Origin of the sequence: Rhodanobacter thiooxydans LCS2, from assembly GCF_000264375.1 — a bacterium.
GTDB classification, from domain to species: domain Bacteria; phylum Pseudomonadota; class Gammaproteobacteria; order Xanthomonadales; family Rhodanobacteraceae; genus Rhodanobacter; species Rhodanobacter thiooxydans.
In genome coordinates this window covers 1-21,192 of sequence record NZ_AJXW01000107.1, presented here as the reverse complement: position 1 = coordinate 21,192, position 21,192 = coordinate 1, and the positions used below count along the sequence as shown (strand labels likewise).

The 21,192-nt window shown below is 68.0% G+C and carries 19 protein-coding genes and 1 pseudogene; 12 read left to right on the top strand and 8 right to left on the bottom strand.

Annotation, left to right across the window (positions count from 1 at the left end; translation table 11 throughout):
* Positions 1-28: 28 nt before the first annotated feature.
* A complete protein-coding gene (locus UUA_RS17335) occupies positions 29-811 on the bottom strand; it encodes an enoyl-CoA hydratase/isomerase family protein (RefSeq protein WP_008439269.1) in 783 nt (260 codons plus the stop codon).
* A 166-nt stretch (positions 812-977) separates the two neighbouring features.
* On the opposite strand from UUA_RS17335, the gene bamJ reads away from it, so the two are divergent.
* The 4 genes and pseudogenes from bamJ (at position 978) to UUA_RS17310 (ending at position 3,876) form a co-directional block, all read left to right on the top strand.
* A complete protein-coding gene (bamJ, locus tag UUA_RS17330; RefSeq protein WP_039954426.1) occupies positions 978-1,694 on the top strand; it encodes a BamJ family beta-barrel-assembly machinery protein in 717 nt (238 codons plus the stop codon).
* A 27-nt stretch (positions 1,695-1,721) separates the two neighbouring features.
* Positions 1,722-2,503 (top strand): annotated as a pseudogene (locus UUA_RS17320) (NUDIX hydrolase).
* Positions 2,500-3,354 carry a sulfurtransferase gene (locus tag UUA_RS17315; protein WP_008439267.1) on the top strand — a complete coding sequence of 285 codons (855 nt, stop codon included), beginning with the start codon at positions 2,500-2,502 and terminating at the stop codon, positions 3,352-3,354. Before UUA_RS17320 ends, UUA_RS17315 begins: the two are co-directional and overlap by 4 nt.
* 33 nt (positions 3,355-3,387) lie before the next feature.
* A complete protein-coding gene (locus tag UUA_RS17310) occupies positions 3,388-3,876 on the top strand; it encodes a GNAT family N-acetyltransferase (protein WP_008439265.1) in 489 nt (162 codons plus the stop codon).
* A gap of 6 nt (positions 3,877-3,882) precedes the next feature.
* Here the strand turns inward: UUA_RS17310 and UUA_RS17305 are convergent, their stop codons facing one another.
* Positions 3,883-4,641, bottom strand: coding sequence for an enoyl-CoA hydratase/isomerase family protein (locus tag UUA_RS17305; protein WP_008439264.1), 759 nt, complete (start codon positions 4,639-4,641; stop codon positions 3,883-3,885).
* Between the two features lie 15 nt (positions 4,642-4,656).
* Positions 4,657-6,111, bottom strand: a complete 1,455-nt coding sequence (locus UUA_RS17300; RefSeq protein WP_008439263.1) for a DUF4139 domain-containing protein — start codon at positions 6,109-6,111, stop codon at positions 4,657-4,659.
* A gap of 193 nt (positions 6,112-6,304) precedes the next feature.
* Between UUA_RS17300 and UUA_RS17295 the strand changes: the two genes are divergently transcribed.
* Positions 6,305-6,805, top strand: coding sequence for a GNAT family N-acetyltransferase (locus UUA_RS17295; protein ID WP_008439262.1), 501 nt, complete (start codon positions 6,305-6,307; stop codon positions 6,803-6,805).
* An 89-nt stretch (positions 6,806-6,894) separates the two neighbouring features.
* Here the strand turns inward: UUA_RS17295 and UUA_RS17290 are convergent, their stop codons facing one another.
* Positions 6,895-7,353, bottom strand: a complete 459-nt coding sequence (locus tag UUA_RS17290) for an acyl-CoA thioesterase (RefSeq protein WP_008439261.1) — start codon at positions 7,351-7,353, stop codon at positions 6,895-6,897.
* Positions 7,350-10,283 (bottom strand): excinuclease ABC subunit UvrA, encoded by a 2,934-nt coding sequence (uvrA, locus tag UUA_RS17285; RefSeq protein ID WP_008439260.1) that lies wholly within the window; start codon positions 10,281-10,283, stop codon positions 7,350-7,352. Before uvrA ends, UUA_RS17290 begins: the two co-directional genes overlap by 4 nt.
* A gap of 149 nt (positions 10,284-10,432) precedes the next feature.
* Here uvrA and UUA_RS17280 point away from each other — a divergent pair, with 149 nt between their 5' ends.
* The 6 genes from UUA_RS17280 (at position 10,433) to UUA_RS17255 (ending at position 14,382) form a co-directional block, all read left to right on the top strand.
* Positions 10,433-11,068 (top strand): DUF2059 domain-containing protein, encoded by a 636-nt coding sequence (locus tag UUA_RS17280; protein ID WP_008439259.1) that lies wholly within the window; start codon positions 10,433-10,435, stop codon positions 11,066-11,068.
* 110 nt (positions 11,069-11,178) lie between these two features.
* Entirely contained in the window at positions 11,179-11,493 is a 315-nt protein-coding gene (rplU, locus tag UUA_RS17275) for a 50S ribosomal protein L21 (protein WP_008439253.1), read from the top strand.
* Positions 11,494-11,513: 20 nt separating this feature from the next.
* Positions 11,514-11,771, top strand: a complete 258-nt coding sequence (gene rpmA, locus UUA_RS17270; RefSeq protein ID WP_008439252.1) for a 50S ribosomal protein L27 — start codon at positions 11,514-11,516, stop codon at positions 11,769-11,771.
* Positions 11,772-11,948: 177 nt separating this feature from the next.
* On the top strand, positions 11,949-13,028 hold the full coding sequence (gene cgtA / locus UUA_RS17265; protein ID WP_008439251.1) for an Obg family GTPase CgtA: 1,080 nt from the start codon (positions 11,949-11,951) through the stop codon (positions 13,026-13,028).
* Between the two features lie 180 nt (positions 13,029-13,208).
* Positions 13,209-13,535 carry a cupredoxin domain-containing protein gene (locus tag UUA_RS17260; protein ID WP_008439250.1) on the top strand — a complete coding sequence of 109 codons (327 nt, stop codon included), beginning with the start codon at positions 13,209-13,211 and terminating at the stop codon, positions 13,533-13,535.
* A gap of 4 nt (positions 13,536-13,539) precedes the next feature.
* Positions 13,540-14,382 carry an FTR1 family iron permease gene (locus tag UUA_RS17255; RefSeq protein WP_008439248.1) on the top strand — a complete coding sequence of 281 codons (843 nt, stop codon included), beginning with the start codon at positions 13,540-13,542 and terminating at the stop codon, positions 14,380-14,382.
* A gap of 105 nt (positions 14,383-14,487) precedes the next feature.
* Here UUA_RS17255 and UUA_RS17250 read toward each other — a convergent pair whose 3' ends face one another.
* The 3 genes from UUA_RS17250 to UUA_RS17240 form a co-directional block, all read right to left on the bottom strand.
* Positions 14,488-16,095, bottom strand: coding sequence for a carboxyl transferase domain-containing protein (locus UUA_RS17250; RefSeq protein WP_008439246.1), 1,608 nt, complete (start codon positions 16,093-16,095; stop codon positions 14,488-14,490).
* Positions 16,096-16,248: 153 nt separating this feature from the next.
* Complete coding sequence (locus UUA_RS17245; protein ID WP_008439245.1) at positions 16,249-16,656, bottom strand: hypothetical protein; 408 nt, start codon at positions 16,654-16,656, stop codon at positions 16,249-16,251.
* 163 nt (positions 16,657-16,819) lie between these two features.
* Positions 16,820-18,004, bottom strand: a complete 1,185-nt coding sequence (locus tag UUA_RS17240) for an acetyl-CoA C-acyltransferase (protein ID WP_008439244.1) — start codon at positions 18,002-18,004, stop codon at positions 16,820-16,822.
* 225 nt (positions 18,005-18,229) lie between these two features.
* Here UUA_RS17240 and UUA_RS17235 point away from each other — a divergent pair, with 225 nt between their 5' ends.
* Complete coding sequence (locus UUA_RS17235) at positions 18,230-21,070, top strand: autotransporter serine protease (protein ID WP_039954415.1); 2,841 nt, start codon at positions 18,230-18,232, stop codon at positions 21,068-21,070.
* The last annotated feature ends 122 nt before the right edge of the window (positions 21,071-21,192 follow it).

The window sequence follows — 21,192 nt, the reverse complement described above, 5'->3', positions numbered from 1 at the left end:
GGGCACCGCTCCCGGTTGCCGGTAGCGGTCAGGCGCCCTTGAACACCGCCTTGCGCTTCTCCAGAAACGCGCCGGTGCCTTCGCGCATGTCCGCGGTGGAGAACACCAGCGCGAAACCCTGTGTCTCGAATTCCAGGCCCTGGTCGATGGCGCTCTCGCCACCTTGCAGTACCGCGTCGAGGATGCCGGCGGCGGCCAGCGGCGCGGCGGCGGCGAGCTGGTCGGCCAGCGTGTTCACGGTTTCGTCCAGCGCCTCGGGCGCCACCACGCGATTGATGATGCCCAGCTCGTACGCACGCTGCGCGCCGATCGGCTCGCCGGTCAGGCACAGCTCCAGCGCAGCGCCGCGACCGGCCAGGCGCAGCAGGCGCTGGGTGCCGCCGAAGCCGGGGATCAGGCCGAGATTGATCTCCGGCTGGCCGAGTTTCGCCTTCTCGCTGGCCACGCGCAGGTGGCACGCCATCGCCAGCTCCATGCCGCCGCCCAGCGCGAAGCCCTGGATACGCGCGATCACCGGTTTGCCGAGCCGCTCGATCGACGCCATCAGGCGCTGGCCGGCACGCGAGAAGCCTTGCGCCTGCGCCGGCGTGTAGCCGCTCATCTCGGCGATGTCGGCGCCGGCCACGAAGGCCTTCTCGCCCGCGCCGGCCAGCACCACCGCGCGCACGGCGTCGTCCTGCGCGGCTTGCCCGAACACCAGGCTCAGCTCGTTGACGGTGTCGCGGTTCAATGCGTTGAGCTTGTCCGGACGGTTGACGACGATCGTGCGCACCGCGCCGCGGTTGCTGATCTCCAGATTACGATAGGCCATGAGCGGCTCCTGACAGGTGCAGGTCTGCGATGGTAGCAGCGGGAACCTTTGCCCACGCGGGGTTTCTCAAGCCACGAACGCCAGCACTGCACGAATCACGCGAACCGCTTAGGATGACCCGGCAGGATCGGCTGTCGCGATAGGGAAAGGCCCGATGGAGAAAGGCATGACACATCTGCGTTGCGGGCTGCTCGGCATGCTGCTTTTGCTGGGCAGCGTGGCGCACGCGCAGAGCGCCGCGCCGGCACCGAAACCGGACAAGGCGAAGCTGTCGTATGCGATCGGCTACCAGATCGGCAGCCAGTTCGCCGATGGCAAGCCGGACGTGGAGATCCCGGTGCTGGTGCGGGCGATCGAGGACGCCTACGCAAAGCGCCATCCCAGCGTGTCGATGCAGGACATGCACCAGCAGCTGCAGCAGCTGAGCCAGCAGATGCACGCCGACGCGCTGGCCGAGTTCAAGCGCATCGCCGCGGCCAATGCGCGCAAGAGCGCGCAATACATGGCGCAGAACCGGCGCCAGTCCGGTGTGGTGCAACTGCCGTCGGGCATCCAGTACGCGGTGCTGAGCAAGGGCAGCGGCAAGGCCAGCCCCACGGTCACCAGCGAGGTCACCGTGAACTACCGCGGCATGCTGGTGGACGGCACCGAATTCGACAGCACCTGGGCGCATGGCGCGCCAGTCAGCTTCAGCGTCGACAAGGTGATCCGCGGCTGGCAGGACGTGATCCCGCGCATGCACGTGGGCGACCGCTGGAAGGTGGTGATACCGCCGCAGCTGGCGTACGGCGAAACCGGCGCGTTGCCGCGGATCGGTCCGAACGAGGCCTTGGTGTTCGAGATCGAACTGCTCGCGATCAAGCCTGATTCCAGTCAGCCGTAAGCGGCCTCGGTGGTAGCATGGCGGAGCATGCCGAACGCCGCCGATTCTGCCGCCACCCCTCCCTTGACGCCCTGCATCGGCATCTGCCGCCTGGATGCGCACGGCTACTGCGTCGGCTGTCGTCGTACTGGCGAGGAAATCGGGCACTGGCGTGGCATGAGCGACGCCGAGCGGCTGCGGCTGATGCGCGACGTGCTGCCGTTGCGACCGTCGCCGTGATCGACGAACTGGAGGCCGCCCTGCGGCCCTTGTCTGCGCCGCCGACCGGGCCGGGCTGGAACCATGCCGACATGTCCGAGCTGCTCGGCAGCAGCCTGCGCCTGCCCGCCGCGGTGCTGATGGGTTTTCGCGAAGGCGTGCAGCCGCGGCTGGTGCTCACCGTGCGTACCGACCACCTGCAGGCGCACGCCGGCCAGGTGGCGTTTCCCGGCGGGCGCAGCGATCCCGGCGACGGCAACGCGCTGGCCACCGCGCTGCGCGAGAGCAAGGAGGAGATCGGCCTCGAACCCGCGCTGGTAACGCCGCTGGGCTACCTCGACCGCTTCGAGACGATCAGCGGTTTCTGCATCACGCCGGTGGTGGCGCGGATCGCCGCCGAAGCCCGGCTGTATCCGGCCCCGGACGAGGTGGCCGAAGTGTTCGAGGTGCCGCTGGCGTTCCTGCTGGAACCGGCGAACCTGCGCCGCTATACGATGGAATTCCGCGGCCACTCGCGGCCGATGGTGGAATTCGTCCACGGCGGTCACCGCATCTGGGGCGCCACGGCCGCGATGCTGTACAACCTGCTCGAGAGGATGGGACGGACATGACACTGAAGACCACCCTGATCGACGTCACCACGCTGGCCGCGTTGCCGGCAAACGAGGTGCTGGTCGTCGATTGCCGCGTCGACCTGGCCGACCGCACGCAGGGCGAACGCGCCTACCTGGCCGGGCACATTCCCGGCGCCGTGTACGCCGACCTGGAGCGCGACCTGTCCGACATGACGCGCGTGCCCGAGGGGCTGGGGCGCCATCCGTTGCCGGCGGCGGAGGCGTTCAGCGCCGTGCTCGGCCGCTGGGGCTGGACGCCGCGGCAGCAGGTGGTCTGCTACGACGCCGGCCCGGGCGCGCTGGCGGCGGCGCGGCTGTGGTGGCTGCTGCGGCTGGCCGGCGTGCGCGCGGTGGCGGTGCTCGATGGCGGCTACGCCGCGTGGCAGGCCGCCGGACAGCCGGTGGAAGCCGCCGTGCCCGTGCGCACGCCGACGCAGGTGATGCTCGCTTATGACGCACGGCAGGTGATCGTCGACCACGCGGCGCTGCACGCCGCGCCGGCGCCGCTGCTGCTCGACGCCCGCGCCGCCGCGCGCTACCGCGGCGAAGTCGAACCGCTGGACCGCGCCGCCGGCCACGTGCCGGGCGCGCGCAATCGGCCCTACCTCGACAACCTGCTTGTCGACGGCCACTTCAAGTCGGCGGCGCAGCTGCGCGAGGAATTCGCCGCGGTGCTGGGCGACACGCCGCCCGATCGGGTGGTGCACATGTGCGGTTCCGGCGTCACCGCCTGCTACAACCTGCTCGCGATGGAACACGCCGGCCTCGCCGACTCGCGCCTGTACGCGCCGTCGTGGAGCGGCTGGGTCAGTGACCCGTCGCGGCCGGTGGCGACGGGCGACGAGTGAACGCCTTGGAACTCTGACTCGCGGGATACACGCATGGCGGCATCCGGGCAACAGCGGGGCGTGCGCATCCAGGCTTTCGAGCCACGCTGGCGCGCGGCGTTCGCCACGCTCAACATCGAGTGGCTGGAGCATTGGTTCGTGGTTGAGGACTACGACTGCGAAGTGCTCGGGAATCCCGAGCAGTACATCCTTGCGAATGGCGGTCGCATCCTGTTCGCCATCGACGGGGAAGGGGGCGCACTCGGCACCGTCGCGTTGAAGCACGAGGGCGACGGCGTCTACGAGCTCACCAAGATGGCGGTGTCGCCCGAAGCGCGCGGCCGCGGCGTCGGCCGGCTGCTGATGGGGGCGGCACTGGATCTTTACCGCACGCTCGACGCGCGCGAACTGTTCCTGGAATCCAGCAGCCTGCTCGGACCGGCACTGGCGCTGTACGAAAGCGTCGGCTTCCGCCACCACCCCGCGCCGCGCGCGGGGTCGCACTACGCGCGGGCGGACGTGCACATGATCTGGGAACCCTGAGCGGACTCAGCCCTTGCTCTTCAGTCGCGCCACCAGCGCGTGCAGCGTGGCCTGCGTTTCGGGATGGAAGAACGCCTCGACGAAGTCGTCCAGCGGCAGCGCGTCCGGGTCGGCGTAGGCGGCGGCGAGATCGGCGCGGGCCAGTGCGCGGGTGGTCAGCATCGCGTGCGAGGGCAGCGCCAGCAGGTCGCCGAGCCAGCGGATTGCGCGGGTGGTGACCTGGTCGACGCCGGTGAGTTCGTCGACGAAGCCGCAGGCCAGCGCTTCGGCCGACTCGATCATCGCGCCGGCCACCAGCAGGCGCTCGGCGCGATAGGTGCCGACCACGCGGCGCAGCGCCAGCTGGATCGCCGCGGGCACGATCAAGCCGACCTGCACTTCGTTGAGGCCGATCCGGTACGGGCCTTCGGCCATCACCCGGTAGTCGCAGAACAGCGCCAGCACCGCGCCGCCGGCCGGGCTGTGGCCGGTGACCGCGGCCACCAGCGGCAACGGCGCGCGCGCCAGGCTGCCGCACAGCGCGAAGAACTCGCGCCAGTACTCGCGCACGCCGGCGCGGTCACGCTGGATCAGCGCCGGCACGTCGACGCCGGCGGAGAACAGCCCTGGCGCGCCGGACAGCACGATACCGCGCACGCCGTCCCGCACGGCTTCGTCGAGGGCGGCGTGCAGCGCGCGCAGCAGCTCCAGATTCAGCGCGTTGACCGGCGGGCGGGCGAGCTGGATCTCACGGATGCCGTGGTCGTGGTTGGTCAGGTTGAGCATGGGAACTCCGGTCGGTTATTGCGGTTGTTCGTCGGCGGTCCACTGGTAGCGCACCGCGTAATCCAGCACCGCCTTGCCGCTGGCCGGCACGTCGATACGAAACTCCAGCGTGTCCGGAGTCTGCGCGCTCGGTTTGCTGCTGGAGGAGACCAGGGTCCACTGGCGCCAGCGGCCGGGATGCTCGCGCACGGTCACCGTGCGCACGCTGTCGCCGGCATTGGTGAGGGCGATGCGGAACGCCTCGTCCAGCGTGCGGCCGGCCTTGTCGACGTGGAAGGCGGTTCGCTCGCGCGTGGCGCGCAGGTCGAACGCGGTGCCCAGGGTGATGGTGGCGTCGCTACCCTTCGGGGTGTCCTCGATACGGCCTTCGCCGATGAACTGCGGCGTGCCGTGGCGGTCAGCGGTGAGCACGCGCAGGTAGCCGGCCGGCAGGCTGTCGAATGCCTTCAGCTTCAGCGTACTGACGATGGCGCTGCCGCCGCCGGGATTGAAGTCGCGATTGAGGATCGGCTGCGGCGGCTGGTAGCTGTTGCCGTTCTCGTACAGCGCGGTGCGCTCGCAGTCCAGCGTGCGGTCGGCGTACAGCGGCACCTGGCTGACGCTGCCGTCAGGCAGCTCGACCGCACCGGGCAGGGCGTAGCTGCGGTAGTCGCCGAGGCTGTCCTGCTGCGGCAGGGCTTCGGCCTTGGCGTTGAGGCCACGTGCCATCGCCATCATCGGCTGCGGCCCCGAGGTCTTGGCCATGTTCGGTTCGCCGGCGATCAGGGTGAGCTGCGCGTCGTGCCAGTCGCGGCCGCTGCGGTTGGCGATGCTGGCGCGCGACTCGAACTGCATGCGGCAGGTCGCGCCGGGCTTGAGCGTGGCGACGTACGCGGCGCGCCAGCCGAGGCCGGAGGTGGGGTAGCTGAGCACGGCGCGGGCCTGGCCGGCGCGCGCGGCGTCCACCCGCAGGCTGAGGCTGGAGCCGATCGGAAAGCCGCCTTCGGCGCTGTGCACCGCGGCGTAGTTGCGCACCAGCGTGGTGCCGTTGGCGCTGCGGATCAGTAGACCGTTGCCCGCGCGCAGCAGGGTGCCGCTGGCCAGCGGCAAGCCGCCTGCGCCGAGTACGTCCACGGCATGGCCGATCAGTCCGCTCAGCGCCGCGTCCGCACCCTGCGCCAGCAGCAGGCGCTGCGAGATCACCTTCGCGTTGCCGTCGGGGAAACCCAGCGCCAGCGCCTCGGCGTCGAGTGCATTCGGCAGGTCGCCGATCACCACGTCGTGGGTACCGGCGGCGAGGCTCAGCGAACGCTGCTCGCGCACCACCGCGTAGCCGTCGTCGACATCGCCGCCACCATGGCTGGCGTACAGCGCGGGGCTGTCGCTGCGATACAGGGTGAGTGTGGTGGTGTCCGCTGCATACGTCGGCCATGCACCGCCCAGGGCAATGATGCAGGTGAGGGCAAGTGCGGAGCGATGTGCTGTCGTCACGAGGCGCATTCCATCGGGGGACCGGATCGTCATCATAGCGACCGTACGTGCCTGCCGTGCGCCGACTGCGTCGCCGCGTGCCGGGGAGTGCCTATATTCGCACCGGTTCCAGTGCCGTTGGTCAGGATTGTCCAAGCGTCGGTGGCGCGGATTCATTATCGTGGTGTGCGGATTCCTTGTGGACGCCCCGGCCATGTCTGCATCATCGACGATCCATATCGCGCCCGTCCGGCTGCCGGACGACATCGGGGTCGTGCGCGAGCTGTTCGCCGAATACATCGACAGCCTCGGCATCGACCTTTCCTTCCAGGACGTGGGCGCGGAACTGGCGCAACTGCCCGGCAAGTACGTGCCGCCGCGGGGCGTGATCCTGCTCGCGCGCGACGGCGCGGGAGCAGCCCAGGGTTGCGTGGCATTGCGACCCTGGTCGCAGCCGGGTGTGTGCGAGATCAAGCGCCTCTATGTTCGGCCCGCGGCACGCAGGCAGGCGCTGGGGCGGCGACTGGCCGAGGCGGTGATCGCCTCGGCGGCCCGGGCTGGCTACGTGCGCGTGCTGCTGGACACGCTGGCCTCGATGCAGGCCGCCCGGCAGCTCTACGTCGCGCTGGGTTTTCGCCCGGTGGCGCCGTATTACGACAACCCGGTGCCGGGCACGCTGTACATGGCGCTCGAGCTCGATCCGGGGACGGCCTGAGCTACGCTGCGGCCCAACCCGCGCGGAAAGCGGCGGGGGATCATGCCGAACGTCTTCACGAATTCGCGGTTGTGGTGCGCATGGGTCGGCTAGGTGGCGGCGCTGCGGATCGCCTCGGGCAAGGGCACCGGCTTGCCGCTGGCCGGGTCCATCCACACCATCACCACGTGGCCGTCGCAGTACAGCTGGTCGGGGCGTTCGGCATCGATCACCCGGTGCGCGATCGTCATCGAGCTGTTGCCCATGCGCTCGCAGAACAGCTGCACCTGCAATTGCGCGGGCCAGGCGATCGGGCGGCGGTAGTTGACCTGGCTGGCGGCCATCACCGGCATCGCGTGCTCGTCGAACCATGGCCCGGGCACGTGGCTCAGCCACTGCAGCCGCGCCTCTTCCAGGTAGGTGAGGTAGCTGGAGTTGTTGACGTGGTTGAACGCGTCGAGGTCGCGCCAGCGCACGCCGAGCGAGGCTACGTACAACGGCTGGCTGGCCTCGGCATTCGGTTCGCCCGCGCCCGCGCCGGCGGTGGTGGCGGTCCTGGTGGGGCTCATGACGATTTCTTCCTGCCGCGCATCGGCTTGTACTTGTCGGCTGAGGCAATGTGCTTGGTGGCTGCCTTGATCCGCGTGACGGCGCCCGGCTTCTTCGGCTTGGCTGGCCTCAGGTGCGGCGCGAGGAAATGGCCGGTGTGCGATTCGGCAGTGGCGGCCACGGTCTCCGGCGTACCGGCGACCAGGATGCGGCCACCGCCGGCACCGCCCTCGGGGCCGAGGTCGACGACCCAGTCGGCGGTCTTGATCACGTCCAGGTTGTGCTCGATCACCACCACCGTGTTGCCCTGGTCGACCAGCTGGTGCAGCACGTCGAGCAACTGCTCGATGTCGTGGAAGTGCAGTCCGGTGGTGGGCTCGTCGAGGATGTACAGCGTGTTGCCGGTGTCGCGCTTGGACAGCTCCTTCGACAGCTTCACGCGCTGCGCCTCGCCGCCGGACAGCGTGGTCGCGCTCTGGCCGAGCTTGATGTAGTCGAGGCCCACGGCGCGCAGCGTGTCGAGCTTGCGCGCGATGGTCGGCACGTTCTCGAACAGCTTCAGCGCGTCCTCCACCGTCATGTCGAGCACGTCGGCAATGGTGTGGCCCTTGTACAGGACCTCCAGCGTCTCGCGGTTGTAGCGCTTGCCGTGGCAGACGTCGCAGGGCACGTAGACGTCGGGCAGGAAGTGCATCTCCACCTTGAGCATGCCGTCGCCCTCGCACGCCTCGCAGCGGCCGCCGCGCACGTTGAAGCTGAAGCGGCCCGGCGTGTAGCCGCGCGAACGCGCTTCGGGCACCTGCGCGAACATCTCGCGCAGCGGGGTGAACAGCCCGGTATAGGTCGCGGGGTTGGAACGCGGCGTGCGGCCGATCGGCGACTGGTCGATGTCGACCACCTTGTCGAACAGCTCCAGCCCGGTGACCGACTTGAACGGCGCCGGTTGCGCGCTGGCACCGTTCAGCTCGACCGCGGCGAGGCGGAACAGGGTGTCGTTGACCAGGGTCGACTTGCCCGAGCCGGAGACGCCGGTGACGCAGGTGAACAGTCCGGCGGGAATCGCCAGGTCGACGTTCTTCAGGTTGTTGCCGCTGGCGCCTTTCAGCCGCAGCCACGAGTCGTCGTCGATCGGCTGGCGACGTTCCTTCGGCACCTCGATCGCGCGCACGCCGGAGAGGAACTGGCCGGTAACCGAGCGCGGCGAGTCGAGCATGTCCTGCACCGTGCCCTGCGCCACGACCTCGCCGCCGTGCACGCCGGCGCCGGGGCCGATGTCGAGCACGTGGTCGGCCATGCGGATCGCGTCCTCGTCGTGCTCGACCACGATCACCGTGTTGCCGAGGTCGCGCAGGCGGGTCAGTGTGCCGAGCAGGCGCTCGTTGTCGCGCTGGTGCAGACCGATCGACGGCTCGTCCAGCACGTACATCACACCGACCAGGCCGGCGCCGATCTGCGAGGCAAGCCGGATGCGCTGCGCCTCCCCGCCGGAGAGCGAGTCGGCCTGGCGATCCAGGGTGAGGTAGTTCAGGCCGACGTCGTTGAGGAAGGTCAGCCGCTCGCGGATCTCCTTGACGATCTTCACCGCGATCTCGCCGCGCCAGCCGGTGAGCTTCAGTTCCTCGAAGAACGCCAGTGCGTCGTCGATCGAGCGGTGGGTGAGCGCGGGCAGCGCGTGGTCGGCGACGAACACGTTGCGGGCCGAGCGGTTCAGTCGCTGGCCGGCACACTCGGGACAGGGCTGGTCGCTGATGTACTTGGCCAGTTCCTCACGCACGGCGGCGGACTCGGTTTCCTTGTAGCGCCGCTCCAGGTTCGGCAGGATGCCCTCGAACGCATGCTCGCGGGTGACCTTGCCGCCGCGCTCGGTGATGTAGCGGAACGCGATCCGGTCCTTGCCGCTGCCGTACAGGATGGCCTTCTGGACGTCTGCAGGGAGCTTGTTCCAGGGCGTGTCCACGTCGAAGCCGTAGTGCGCGGCCAGCGACAGGATCAGCTGGAAGTAGTGCGCGTTGCGCCGGTCCCAGCCGCGCACCGCGCCGCTGGCCAGCGACAGCTCCGCATGGCCGACCACGCGCGTCGCATCGAACACTTGGGTCACGCCCAGGCCGTCGCAGGCCGGGCAGGCGCCGATCGGCGAATTGAACGAGAACAGCCGCGGCTCCAGCTCCGGCAGCGAGTAGTCGCAGACCGGGCAGGAGTAGCGCGAGGACAGCATCTGTTCGGGCGCGCCTGGCACGTCCATGTTGGCCAGGATCACCAGTCCGTCGCCCAGGCGCAGCGCGGTCTCGAACGATTCGGCCAGGCGCTGCTTGATGTCCTCGCGCGGGCGGAAGCGATCCACCACCACCTCGATCGTGTGCTTGATGCGCAGCCCCAGCGGCGGTACCGCATCCAGGTCGTACACCGCGCCGTCGACGCGGGTGCGCACGAAGCCCTGCGCACGCAGCTGCTCGAACACCTGCACGTGCTCGCCCTTGCGCTCGCGGATCACTGGCGCCAGCAGCATGTAGCGCTGCTCCGGATCCAGTGCCAGGGTGGCGTCGACCATCTGACTCACCGTCTGCGCCTCCAGCGGCGTGCCGTGGTCGGGGCAGCGCGGCGTGCCGACGCGGGCGTACAGCAGGCGCAGGTAGTCGTACACCTCGGTGATGGTGCCGACGGTGGAGCGCGGGTTGTGCGAGGTGGATTTCTGCTCGATCGAGATCGCCGGCGACAGGCCTTCGATGTGGTCGACGTCGGGCTTCTCCATCATCGACAGGAACTGCCGTGCGTAGGACGACAGTGATTCCACGTAGCGGCGCTGGCCCTCGGCGTAGATGGTGTCGAAGGCCAGCGAGGATTTGCCGGAACCGGACAGGCCGGTGATGACGATCAACTGGTCGCGGGGTAGGTCGAGGTCGATGTTCTTGAGGTTGTGCGTGCGTGCGCCGCGGATGCGAATGGTGTCCATGGACGCCGGATATGGGGGGGAACGCGCACTATACCAACCTGGGCAGGTCAGTTATTGCCGCTTCAGCCGGAAAGTTCCGATCGGGCGCGACGTATGGCCTAATGCACGGTTTCGCGGCCGCGTGGTCGCTTCGTCGGAGATCATCGCCCATGCACAGCCGGATCCGGCTCGGCGTCCTGTCGTGGCTGCTCGTCTTCTGCGGGGCCGCCGCCGCGGTGGCGCCCAGCGAGCAGCAGGTGCGCGATCTGTTCAAGGTGATGCGGGTGGAGCAGACCCTCGGCCAGATGAACACGCAGATGGCCGCGCAGATGCGGCAGGAACTTCCCTGCGTGCCCACGGAGTACTGGCAGGGGTTCGTCGACGGCGACGGCGCCACCGCCGTGGCGCAGCGCATGGTCCCGGTGTTCCAGCGCCATTTCAGCGGCGAGGAAATCGAAGGATTGCTCAAGTTCTACCGCTCGCCGCTGGGCCAGAAGGTGCTGACCGAAATGCCGGCGGCCATGGCCGAGGCGACCCAGGTGGGCCAGCAATGGGGGCAGGAGCGCACCCGCACGATGCTGCAGGAGTTGCAGAAGAAGGGCAGCCTCGACGCGCTGGGGCGCTGTCCGGCCGCGCCGGAGGCTGCCGAGAGCGAGACCAAGCCGGCGACCCGGTCGGTGAAGAAGCACGTCCGGCACAAGCCCGTGCACCATCACAAGCCGGCAGCCAAGCCCAAGTCCAGGCCTGCGGCGGCGCCGGCTCCGGCTCCGGCTCCGGCAAAGTCCGCGGCGCCGGCCCGGCCCTAGCCGACTGGTCAGGAATTGACCAGCAGCCCGTGGCCTCGTTATACTTCCGCGTTCGTTCCGGCCAGTTCGGGGCGAAACACCCAAGAGAATAACGACAGAAGGGCATTTCCATGAGTTATGCAGTCATCAAGACCGGTGGCAAGCAGTACCGTGTGCAGCAGGGCGACGTGCTGCGCGTGGAGCTGTTGACCGCCGATGAAGGTGCCACCGTGAGCTTCGACCAGGTACTGCTGGTCGGTTCCGGCGAGTCGGTCACCGTCGGTGTGCCGGTCGTTGCGGGCGCCACCGTCAGCGCCACCGTGCGCAAGCACGGCCGCGCCGACAAGATCCGCATCATCAAGTTCCGCCGCCGCAAGCACTACAAGCGTCAGCAGGGCCATCGTCAGCATTTCACCGAAATCGAGATCACGGGCATCAACGCCTGATTCAGCCGGAGTAGAAAGTCATGGCACACAAGAAGGCAGGTGGTTCCACCCGCAATGGTCGCGATTCGAACCCGAAGTACCTCGGCGTGAAGATCTACGGTGGCCAGGCCATTGAGGCCGGCAACATCATCGTGCGCCAGCGCGGCACCCAGTTCCACCCGGGTACCGGCGTGGGCCTCGGCCGTGACCACACGCTGTTCGCGCTGGTCGACGGCAAGGTCGAATTCAAGGTCAGCGGCGCCAAGAACCGCCGTTTCGTCAGCGTCGTGCAGGCATAAGCCTTCCGCGATGCGGCAGCGAAGGCCCCGCTTCGGCGGGGCTTTTGTTTTTTGCCCGGGATTCGGGATTGGGGATTCGGGATTCGTAAAAGCCGAAACACCCCGCTTCTCGTACCATACCGGCGACAAGCCGCTCTTCCGAATCCCGTATCTCGAATCCCAAATCCCGGCTCTCCAATGAAATTCGTCGACGAAGCGCAAATCCGAGTCCAGGCCGGTGACGGCGGCAATGGCTGCATCAGCTTCCGCCGCGAGAAGTTCATTCCCTTCGGCGGCCCCGACGGCGGCGACGGCGGCAGCGGCGGCTCGGTGTGGCTGGTCGCCGATGAAGGCCTGAACACCCTGATCGACTTTCGCCACCAGCGCAGCTTCAAGGCACACCGCGGCGAGAACGGCATGGGCAGCCAGATGTACGGCAAGGGCGGCGAAGACACCACGATCCGCGTGCCGGTGGGGACGATGGTCACCAACGTCGACACCGACGAGGTGATCGGCGACCTCACCGCCCACGGCCAGCGCATGCTGGTGGCGCAGGGCGGCAAGGGCGGCTTGGGCAACATCCACTTCAAGAGCTCGGTGAACCGGGCGCCGCGCAAGGCCACACCGGGCACGCCGGGCGACGTGCGCGAGCTGAAGCTGGAGTTGCGCCTGCTGGCCGACGTTGGCCTGCTCGGCTTTCCCAACGCCGGCAAGTCCACCTTCATCCGCGCGGTATCGGCGGCGACGCCGCGGGTGGCGGACTACCCGTTCACCACGCTGCATCCGAACCTGGGCGTGGTCAGCCTGGGCACCGACCAGAGCTTCGTGATCGCCGACATCCCCGGCCTGATCGAGGGTGCCGCCGAAGGCGCCGGGCTGGGCATCCAGTTCCTGCGCCACGTGGCGCGCACCAGTCTGCTGCTGCACATCGTCGACATCGCGCCGATCGACGGTTCCGACGTGGCCGGACAGGTGCGCGCGATCGAGCAGGAGCTGCAGAAGTTCAATCCGGAACTGCTGGAGCGCCCGCGCTGGCTGGTGCTGAACAAGGCCGACGTGCTGCCGGCGGATGAGCGCCAGACCGTGGCGGAGAAGATCGTCGCCGAGCTGGGCTGGACCCAGCCGTGGTTCCTGGTTTCGGCGATCGCGCGCGAGGGCACCATGGCGGTGTGCCAGCAGGTACAGCGCTTCTTCGAGTCGCAGCGCGAAGCCAGCGTGGAACGCACCGACATGCTGCCGAACGACGTGCGCCTGCGCGGCGAGGCGCCGGAAGGCTGAGTCCGCCGCCGCCGGCGGCACGCCGCCATGCCGCCAGATCCAGTCGGAGCGGTTTTTGCCTGTCTCGCCATGGCGGGGCTTGGTTGACCGCCCACTTGGCGTCATGCCGGGCGATGGAGTACCATGCGTCACTGAATGATAATGACTATCAATCAGTCATCCTGGATACGGGAGCTTTGCATGCAACGCCTGTTGCCGTTCGTGTTCGCCATGTCGCTGCCGCTGCTGGCCAGCGCGGCGGATGTTCCCAGCTACACGCTGACCCTGAAGGACCACCGCTACCAGCCGAGCGAGCTGCGCATTCCGGCGGATACTCGGGTCAAGCTGGATCTGGTCAACCAGGACGCCTCGCCGGAGGAGTTCGAAAGCGACGACTTTCCCGCGGAGAAGATCGTGATGCCGAACAGCCGCACCAGCTTGTTCATCGGCCCGCTCAAGCGCGGGCACTATCGCTTCTATGGCGACTTCCACCAGCCCACCGCGCAGGGCACGTTGGTGGTGGAGTAGCGCCATGGGAGCCGTAGCCTTGCTGGTGTTTCGCGAAGTGCTGGAGGCGGCGCTGATCGTCAGCGTGGTGGCGGCTGCCACCCGTGGCGTGATGCGGCGCGGCTGGTTCATCGGCGGCGGGATCGCGCTGGGGGTGTTCGGTGCCGTACTGGTGGCGCTGTCGGCCGACCTGCTGGCCTCGGCATTCAGCGGTGCCGGGCAGGAACTGTTCAATGCCATCGTGCTGCTGGCCGCGGTGTTGATGATCGGCTGGCACGTGCTGTGGATGTCCAGCCATGGCCGCGAACTGAGCCGGCAGATGCGCGAGCTGGGCAGTGCGGTGCACAGCGGCGCCAGTTCGCTGGGGCTGCTGCTGGCCGTGGTGGCGCTGGCGGTGCTGCGCGAGGGCTCCGAGGTGGTGTTGTTCCTGTACGGCATGCGCGCCGGCGGCGCCGGTCACTTGTGGACCGGCCTGGCGATCGGCACGGCGGCTGGTGCGGCGCTGGGGTTCGCGCTGTACGCGGGCCTGCTGCGCATCCCGATGCGGCATTTCTTCGGCGTCACCAACGGCATGCTGGTGTTGCTGGCGGCGGGGCTGGCCTCGACGGCCGCACGCTACCTGATCCAGGCCGACCTGTTGCCGGCCTGGGGCAATCAGCTGTGGGACAGCTCGTGGCTGCTGGGCAATGGCTCGGTACCGGGCCAGACCGCCCACATCCTGATCGGTTACGACGCGCAGCCGGCCGGCATGCAGCTGGTCTTCTACGGCCTGACCCTGTTCCTGCTGTGGATGGGCGCGCGATTCGCCAGGCGCCAACCTTCAACCCCGACCGTGGATGGTAGGGTGGTCACGCACCCGGTCGCCTGACGAGACGGCCGCGCGAGGCTCATTCCGCGCCGTGTATCTGCCGGCGCGGCCACCGCGAATCATCGCTCGGTATGCCCGCGGAATCGTTGCGTACGGAACGAACGCTTACATGCGGAACACGCCGTAGCGCTGCGGTTCGATCGGCGCGTTGAGCGAGGCGGAGATCGCCAGGCCGAGCACACGGCGGGTGTCGATCGGGTCAATGATGCCGTCGTCCCATAGCCGCGCGCTGGCGTAGTAGGGATGGCCCTGGCGCTCGTACTGCTCGCGGATCGGCGCCTTGAAAGCTTCCTCGTCCTCCGCGCTCCAGGATTTGCCGGCAGCCTCGATGCCGTCGCGCTTCACCGTGGCCAGCACGCTGGCGGCCTGCTCGCCGCCCATCACCGAGATGCGCGCGTTCGGCCACATCCACAGGAAACGGGCGCCGTAGGCGCGGCCGCACATGGCATAGTTGCCGGCGCCGAAGCTGCCGCCGATCACCACAGTGAACTTCGGCACATGCGAGCAGGCCACCGCGGTGACCATCTTGGCGCCGTCCTTGGCGATGCCCGCCTGTTCGTACTTTCTGCCGACCATGAAGCCGGTGATGTTCTGCAGGAACACCAGTGGCACGTTGCGCTGGTTGCATAGCTCGATGAAGTGCGCGCCCTTCAGTGCGCTTTCGGCGAACAGGATGCCGTTGTTGGCGACGATGCCCACCGGGTAGCCGTGGATGTGCGCGAAGCCGCACACCAGGGTCTTGCCGTAGCGCGCCTTGAACTCGTGGAACTCGGAGCCATCGACGACGCGCGCGATCACCTCGCGGATGTCGAACGGGCGGCGGGTGTCCTGCGGGATCACGCCGTAAAGTTCCTCGGCCGGATATTTCGGCTCGACCGGTGCGCGCAGCGCCAGCGGCATGCCCTTCCTGCGGTTCAGGTGACCGACGATGTCGCGTGCGATCGACAGCGCGTGCGCGTCGTTCTCGGCGTAGTGGTCGGCCACGCCGGAGACAGACGTATGGACGTCTGCACCGCCAAGCGTCTCGGCGTCCACCACCTCGCCGGTGGCGGCCTTCACCAGTGGCGGCCCGCCGAGGAAGATGGTGCCCTGCTCGCGCACGATGATCGTTTCGTCGCTCATCGCCGGCACGTAGGCGCCGCCGGCGGTGCAGCTGCCCATCACCACGGCGATCTGGGGGATGTTGAGCGCGGACATCCGAGCCTGGTTGTAGAAGATCCGCCCGAAATGTTCCTTGTCCGGGAACACCTCGTCCTGCAGCGGCAGGAACGCGCCGCCGGAGTCGACCAGGTAGACGCAGGGCAGGTTGTTTTCCAGCGCCACTTCCTGCGCGCGCAGATGCTTTTTCACGGTGACCGGAAAATAGGTGCCGCCCTTGACCGTGGCGTCGTTGGCGACCACCACCACCTCGATGCCGTTGACCCGGCCGATGCCGGTGATCAGCCCGGCGGCCGGCGCGGCGTCGTCGTACATGCCGTGCGCGGCCAGCGGCGAGAGCTCAAGGAATGGCGAGCCCGGGTCGAGCAGCGCACGGATACGCTCGCGCGGCAGCAGCTTGCCGCGGGCGACGTGCTTCTGGCGAGCCTTCGTGCCGCCGCCTTCCGCGCTGCGTGCCAGCTCGCGCTGCAGGTCCTCCACCACGGCACGCAGCTGGCTGCTGCTGGCCTGGAACTCGGCAGAACGCGGATCAACCTGCGAAGCAATGACGCTCATGGATGCGGACTCACGATTGGGCTGCCATCAAGGCCAAACCACGGATGATAACGGTCGCCGGCCGGCAGCCAAAATGGGCGGCTGCAGCGACAGGTAGTCGGCAAAAAAAACGGCCGCGCAAGGCGGCCGTTTTTTCGGGCAACCAGGCAAAGGTCAGTGACCCTTGGTGGCGTCCTTGGCAGCGTCCTTGGCGTTGCTGGCAGCGTCCTTGGCAGCGTCGGCAGCCTTGTTGGCGGCGTCGGCGGCGTTGGTTGCGGCGTCCTTGGCCTGGCTGGCAGCGCTGGTGGAAGTCGCAGCCGGAGCGGCGGAAGCAGCCGTGGCCGCCTGGGCAGCCTGGTCGGCGGCCTGGCCCGCTGCCTCGGCGGCGGTCTTGGCCTGGTCTGCAGCCTGCTCGGTCGCCGGGGTCGGGGCGGCCGCGGCAGCCTGCTGCGCGGTATCGGCAGCTTGCTGGGCGGTGTCAGCCGACTTCTGGGCGTCTTGCGCGGAATCCTGCGCGCCGTTGCTGCATGCCGCCAACAGCGCGACGAGCGCGGCGGCGAGTAGGGTACGCGTAAACTTCATGGTGGATCTCCTTTGCCGTGGAATGCCGTTTGGCCGTGTATTAATAGCGCTTTCGCGGTGACTGCGCCACATCTTTATGTGTGGAGCTTCAGTACGTATTAAAAACCGATTTATCCGGCCGTCATCTGCATATCATGAGTCGGTCATGGCGACGCGGTGCGTATCAGCCAATGCATTCCACCGCGATCGCCGTCGCCTCGCCGCCGCCGATGCACAATGAGGCGACGCCGCGCTTGAGGCCACGCGTCTTCAGCGCGTTCAGCAGGGTAACCACCAGGCGCGCGCCGCTGGCACCAATCGGATGGCCCAGCGCGCAGGCGCCGCCGTTGACGTTGAGCTTTTCGTGCGGGATGCCGAGTTCCTTCATCGGGGCCATCGCGACCACGGCGAACGCCTCGTTGATCTCGAACAGGTCGACATCGCCAACCTTCCAGCCGGCCTTGTCCATTACCTTCTGGATCGCACTGACCGGCGCGGTGGTGAACCACTCCGGTTCCTGCGAGTGGGTGGCGTGCGCCACGATGCGCGCCAGCGGTTTCAGGCCGCGCTTGTTCGCATCGTCGGCCGACAGCAGCACCACGGCGGCGGCGCCGTCGGAGATGCTGGACGAGCTGGCGGCGGTGATCGTGCCGTTCTCCTTGCGGAAGGCGGGCTTCAGCGAGGGAATCTTGGCCACGTCGGAACGGCCGGGCTGCTCGTCGGTATCGACCACCACGTCGCCCTTGCGGCCGCTCACCGTCACCGGCACGATTTCGCCGGCGAAGCCGCCATTCTGCTGCGCCGCCTTGGCCCGGTTGACCGACTCGATGGCGAACGCATCCTGCTGCTCGCGGGTGAAGTGGTACTTGTCGGCGCACAGTTCGCCGAACACGCCCATCGCCTTGCCGTCGTACGGGTTGGTCAGGCCGTCCCAGGCCATGTGGTCGACCAGCTGGCCGTCGCCGTAGCGGATACCGGTGCGTGCCTGCACCATGTGCGGGGCGTTGGTCATCGACTCCATGCCGCCGGCGACCACGACGGCCGCCGAGCCGGCCCTGATCAGATCATGGCCCAGCATGATCGCCTTCATGCCCGAGCCGCATACCTTGTTGATCGTGGTGCAGCCGGTGCTGGTCGGCAGGCCGGCGCCGAGCGAGGCCTGGCGCGCCGGCGCCTGGCCCAGGTTGGCGGGCAACACGCAGCCCATGATCACCTCGCTGACGTCGGCGGGAGCCACGCCCGATTGCTCCAGCGCCGCGCGAATCGCGGTGGCACCGAGCCTCGGGGTGGGCACGCCGGTGAACTGGCCGAGGAAGGAGCCGATGGCGGTGCGCTTGGCACCGACGATGACGACGTTGACATCCGACATGGAGAACTCCGCTTGCAAGACTTGAGGGGCGCGAACGCCTGACAGACAACTGGCTAATTATCGCAGCCTGCTGCAAAACTCGGCAAACAACCGCAAGTCCTTGCGGCGCCTGGATTTGCATCGGTTTCATTGGATTTTCGTTGTGCCAAGATGCGCGTGGGGCAAGCGGCGACGTATCCATCACGCCGTCGCTGCGCGGGATCGGAAGGTGTGGTCAGGGGAGGAATGAAAATGCTCGACTCGGGTTGGCGTCGCCGCGAAATGGCCTGGCTGGTGGCCATGGCGCTGGGACTGAGTGCCTGCGGCGGAGGCGGCAACGTCAAGCCGTCGCCACCACCGCCGTCGATACCGAGTTCGCCGCCACCACCGCCGAGCACCTCGACCAACCAGCCGCCGCTGGACGCCCAGCTGACGCTCACCAACGCCGATGCTGCGCACAGCCTGGGCTACACCGGTGCCGGCGTGACTATCGGCGTGGTCGACAGCGGCATCATGCGCAACCACCCGGCGCTGATCGGGCGGGTCAGGCAGGAACTGATCTACGTCGATCCGGCCACCAACAACACCGCGATCGATGACGTGGTCGGCCATGGCACCTGGGTCTCGCAGATTGCCGCCGGCCGGGCGTTCGACAAGTTTCCCGGCGGCATCGCACCCGGTGCCAGCTTGGTTTCGGCACGCATCATCAGCGATGTCACGCCGAAGGACGATGGCTCCGGCCAGGGCAACGCGGTCACCGCCGCCGATGCGGCCTTCTTCGCGCAGACCCTGAACCCGGCCCTGATCAATGCCGGCGTGCAGGTGATGAACAACTCCTGGGGTGGCATCTACTGGGACACCACCAACGCCTCGATCAACCAGGCCTTCGCCCAGGCCTATGAACCGTTCGTGCTGCAGCACGGCGGACTGGTGGTGTTCGCGGCCGGCAACGAATCGCGCAGCAACCCCAGCGACATCGCCAGCCTGCCCAGCCTGGCGCCGCAACTGGCGCCGGGCTGGCTGGTCGCGGTGGCGGTCGACAGCAATCATCCGACCCAGCTGGCGAGTTACTCGAACGCCTGCGGCAGGGCGATGAACTATTGCCTCGCCGCACCGGGCGACGTGATCGTCAGCGACAAAGCCGCCGTCGCCGGTACCAGCCCGACCTACTGGGTGGTCAGCGGCACCTCGTTTGCGGCGCCGGAGGTTTCCGGCGTGGCCGCGCTGGTATGGCAGGCCTTCCCGTACTTCAGCAACGACCTGGTGCGGCAGACCCTGCTCGGCACCGCGCGCGATCTCGGCGCGCCCGGCCCCGACACCACCTTCGGCTACGGCATGCTGGATGCGTTCAAGGCGGTCAACGGGCCAGCCAGGTTCGACTGGGGCGATGTCACGGCGAACTTCAGCGGCACCTCGACCTGGGGCAACCCGATCTCCGGTGCCGGCGGGTTGATCAAGCAGGGGTCGGGCAGACTCAATCTCTACGCTGGCGACACCTATACCGGGCTCACCCAGGTGCAGGGCGGTGCGCTTGCCGTGTTCACGTTGCGAAGCCCTGTCGAGATTGGCGCGCAGGGCACGCTGATGTCCGCCGATACGCCGCAGAATCCCGTCGGTTTCCAGGTATTCAACAACGTGACCAACGCGGGCACGCTGGTGGTCAGCCAGGGCAACGTCAATGTAAGCGGCAACTACCTGCAGCAAGGCAACGGTCGGCTGGCGGTATCGCTGGGCTCGCAGCTGTCCGTGAACGGTACGGCCACCTTGTCCGGCGGCGACCTCTATGTGTACGGCGCCAATGCCAACTACACCGTCAACTCGCACACGACGGTGCTGTCCGCTTATGGCGGCTTGACGGGCACTTTTTCGGCCCTGAGCACGGCGCCCAGCGTGGCGCTGACCGCGACGCTGGGTTACGACGCCAGCAGCGCCTGGCTCGACGTGCAGCAGGTGAACCTGAGCCAGATCCAGGGTCTGCCATACACCGCCGCCAGCTTCAGCGCCGCACAACGCACGCAGCAGGCATTCGAACTGATCAACGGCCAGTTGCAGGGCGCCGCCGGCGGCACGCCAGCCGGTGCGGGCTTTGTCGCCGGCGCCGCAAGCCTGCAACGCGCCGTTTCCACCGAGGTCATGCAGAAGTCGCTGGACAGTCTCTCCGGCCAGTTGTACGCGGCCAGCGCAGCGATGACGTTCGAAGCGATCGACGCCGGCACACGCGCCTTGTCCGATCGTTTCGACAGCCTGCTGGATGCGTCGACCGCTGGCAGCTGGGTGCAGAATCTCGGCTATCACGGCGACATGTCGCGCAACGGTTATGGCAACGTCGGCTATGACCTCGGTGGCACCCTGATCGGCGCGGATCGTCGCGTCGGCGGCAATGGTTTCGTCGGCTATGCCTTGAGCCAGAGCCAGGGCCTGGGTCGGCTCGCCGAAGGCGCCGACCAGGGTCGCAGCCATGCGCTGGAGGCCATGGTGTATGGCGGCACGATCCGTGGTTCGTGGTACACGATGGGCCGCTTCGGCATGGGCAGTTACCGCGAGAACACGCGTCGGCAGCTTCAGCTTGGCGATCAGTTCGCCGGTGTGAGCAGCGATGGCCGGGGCCGTTACGGTGTGGCCTATGGCGAGAGCGGTTATCGCTTCGCCCTGGGCCGTGCGCGGATCACCCCGTACCTGAGCCTGCAGTACGCACGGATCAGTCGCGACGGCTTCAGCGAGCAGGGCGGCTACGGCTTCGGCCTGAAAGCCGGCGGGCAGAACACCGCACGCTGGCAGGCGGGCGCGGGCTTGCGCGCCACCAGGGAGTGGATGCTGGCACGCGGTGGCAGCCTCAGCCTGCAGGGGCGGATGTTGTGGCAGCAATCGTTCGGGCTGCGCGGCGAGGTGTTCGATGCCAGCTTCAGCGGCATCGACCAGTACTCCCCGCTCGGTGGCATCGGCCTGTCACGCTACGGCGGCGTGCTCGGCGCCACGCTGGACTGGCAGATGAACCCGCATGCCAGCTTGCAGCTCGGCTACGACCGCTACATGGGCCAGCGTCAGCAGGCGCAGATGACTACGGCGAATTTCAGCTGGTCGTTCTGATCACTTTTACGGGTGCCCGCTTCGTAGGGCGGACATTGTCCGCCGCTTTTCATGTTGCCGGAAAGCAAGAACCGGCGGGCATTGCCCGCCCTACGAGGATTTCACGCCTTGCCGTGGAACAG